This window comes from Streptomyces purpurogeneiscleroticus, from assembly GCF_020024005.1.
GTDB lineage: Bacteria > Actinomycetota > Actinomycetes > Streptomycetales > Streptomycetaceae > Streptomyces > Streptomyces purpurogeneiscleroticus.
Genome location: NZ_NHSG01000422.1, coordinates 1 through 2,645, shown reverse-complemented (window position 1 = coordinate 2,645; position 2,645 = coordinate 1). Strand labels below are relative to the sequence as shown.

The window sequence follows — 2,645 nt, the reverse complement described above, 5'->3', positions numbered from 1 at the left end:
CTCCCGGCCCGCCAACAACCTTACGGAGACCACCCATGCCTGAGTACCGCCGCATCCTCCTCGACGGCGCCGTCGTCGAGACCGTCCGCGAGGGCGAGGAACTGGTGGCCGGCGACGGCCGCCGCGTCAAGACCGACGACGCCCGGCACCTGCCGCCCGTCGTCCCCTCCAAGGTCATCGCAGTACATCTGAACCACCGCAGCCGGGTGGCGGAGTTCCAGATCAAGCTGCCCGCGACCCCCACCTACTTCCACAAGCCCACCTCCTCCCTCAACTCCCACCAGGGCGCCATCGTCCGCCCCGAGGGCTGCAAGTGGCTCAACTACGAGGGCGAGGTCGCCATCGTCATCGGCAGGACCGCGCGCAACATCGCACCGGCCGACGCGGGGGAGTACATCGCGGGCTACACCGTCGCCAACGACTACGGCCTGCACGACTTCCGCGACACCGACGCGGGATCGATGCTCCGCGTCAAGGGCTCCGACACCCTCTGCCCGCTCGGCCCGGGCCTGGTCACCGACTGGGACTTCCGCGGCAAGTACCTCCGCACCTACGTCAACGGCGAACTCGTCCAGGACGGCTCCACCGACGAGATGGAGTGGGACATGCACTACCTCGTCGCCGACATCGCCCGCACCATCACCCTGTACCCCGGCGACGTCCTGCTCTCCGGTACGCCCGCCAACTCCCGGCCCGTACAGCCCGGCGACGTCGTCGAGGTCGAGGCCGAGGGCCTGGGCCGGCTCACCAACCACATCGTGACCGGCCCGGCCGCGATCCGCGGCGACGTCGGCGCCCAGCCCACCGAGTCCGAGGAGGTCCGCTCCACCGCGCTCGGCGGCGACTGGGAGTTCCGCGGCATCCGCCCGCCGAAGCGGGGCTGATGGCCGGCCCGGCGGACCGCCCGGGGCCGTGTGACCTGTGGATAGGCTGGCCGGCATGACGGAAGCAGCCAAGCAGGCACGCGGCCGCCGCGGCCACCGGGAGGTGGGGTACGGCGAGGGCCGGGACGCCCTGCTCAACGCGGCGGTACGGGTCGTGGCGCGGGGCGGCCTGCGCAAGCTGACCTACCGGGCCGTCGCCGAGGAAGCCGGCGTCACCCACGGCCTCGTCGTGCACCACTTCGGGTCCCGCGACGCCCTCATCGAGGAGGCGCTGGGGTACGTCGTACGGCAGAGCCTGAGCAGCAGCCTCCTGGAGCCGGGCACCGGCCGGCCCGAGGACTTCGCGGCCGGCGTCTCCGCCATGGTCGAGACCGGGCCCGACCTCCAGGCGTTCCAGTACGAGCTGCTGCTCGAAGCGCGCCGCCGCCCGGACCTGCTGCCCCAGGTGCGCGGCCTGTACGACGCCTACTTCGACGCCTCCGCCCGGGAACTCTCCCGCATGCTGCCGCACGAGCCGAGCCCCGCCCTCGCGCGGCTCGTGTTCGCGGCGCTGGACGGGCTCGTCCTGCACCAACTGACCTTCGGCGACGCGGCGAACACGGCGGCAGCGCTCGATGAACTGTGTTCGCTGCTGGGCCGGCTGGCGACCGCGGAAGAGGAGAAGCGGGCCTGAGCGGCACCTGCGGGCTTCGGCTGCCGGATCGGGGGCTCGGTCATGTGCCCGCGTTCCCCCGTAGTTCCTCCACGGCCGTGCGGGCCGCGGTGCCGATCACTGCGTCGGCCCGGGGCAACACGCTGTCGGCGCGGGCCGCCTGGGTGAAGACCACCGCGGTGTATGTACTGCCGTCGGCCAGTTCGACCACCCCCGCCTCGTGCCGCATCGAGCCAAAGGTGCCCGTCTTGCCCGACACGGTCACATCGTCGTACGGGAACCCGGACGCCAGCCGGTGGCGCCACGGCTGGCGGCCCATGACCTCGCGCATGAACGCGCAGCGCTCGGCGGATGCCGCCCGTCCGGTCCAGATCGCCCGCAGCAGCCGCGCCATGTCGGCGGGCGTGGAGGCGGCCTTCGACAAGGGGTTGTAGACGGCCTCGGGCACGGTGTCGTCGTTGCTTGTCAGCCGCGCCATCGCGGCGGGCAGCGAGTCCGTACCGGTCTCCGTGAGCAGCCGGTCCCAGGTCCCCGCGACGCCGCCGTGGATACGGGTGTCCGGCATGTCCAGATCGCGGCAGACCTCGTCCACCACGGAGGTGCCGACCGTGCGGAGCAGCGCGTCGGCCGCCGTGTTGTCGGAGACGCTCATCATCATGACCACCAGGTCGCGCAGCGACATCGTGACGGGGTCCCGCAGGATCGAGATGCCGGTGGGACCGGCGACCCGGTCCGGCGGCTCCAGGGTCAGCCGCTCGCGCGGGTCGAGTTCTCCCGCGTCCACCAGCCGGCAGAAGGCCACCATCAGCGGCACCTTGTAGACGGACCCCATGGGCACCGCCTGGTCGGGGTCGATGGTCACCTGTGCCGAGGGCCGGTCCAGCTCCGCCACGTGCAGCCAGCCGCGCACGCCCGCGTCGGCGAACATCTCGCGGATCGTGCGCTCCACGCCGCTTCCCCGTCGCGTGCCTCTCATGTCGCCGCCTGCCGTTCGAGGGTGTCCACCAGCAGCTGGGCCGTGTCCGCGGTGTCCGCCGCGGCCGGCCGCCGCGGGTCCCACACCACCCGCAGCCGCAGTGGCAGCGCCGGATCGGTCGCCGGCCTGCGCT

The 2,645-nt window shown here is 72.6% G+C and carries 3 protein-coding genes; 2 read left to right on the top strand and 1 reads right to left on the bottom strand.

Annotated elements, in window-relative coordinates; translation table 11 throughout:
- Positions 1-35: 35 nt before the first annotated feature.
- Positions 36-884: a fumarylacetoacetate hydrolase family protein gene (locus tag CCS38_RS31180; protein ID WP_223736685.1), complete on the top strand. Its 849-nt coding sequence runs from the start codon at positions 36-38 to the stop codon at positions 882-884.
- 55 nt (positions 885-939) lie between these two features.
- Entirely contained in the window at positions 940-1,557 is a 618-nt protein-coding gene (locus tag CCS38_RS31175; RefSeq protein ID WP_223736684.1) for a TetR/AcrR family transcriptional regulator, read from the top strand.
- A gap of 40 nt (positions 1,558-1,597) precedes the next feature.
- On the opposite strand, the gene CCS38_RS31170 is transcribed toward CCS38_RS31175, so the two are convergent.
- On the bottom strand, positions 1,598-2,485 hold the full coding sequence (locus tag CCS38_RS31170) for a serine hydrolase (protein ID WP_372457176.1): 888 nt from the start codon (positions 2,483-2,485) through the stop codon (positions 1,598-1,600).
- Between the last annotated feature and the right edge of the window lie 160 nt (positions 2,486-2,645).

What these genes read in the sequence shown, in the direction of transcription:
- CCS38_RS31180 (WP_223736685.1), top strand. Translation starts at nt 36, where the DNA reads ATGCCTGAGTACCGCCGCATCCTCCTCGACGGCGCCGTCGTCGAGACC.
- CCS38_RS31175 (WP_223736684.1), top strand. Translation starts at nt 940, where the DNA reads ATGACGGAAGCAGCCAAGCAGGCACGCGGCCGCCGCGGCCACCGGGAG.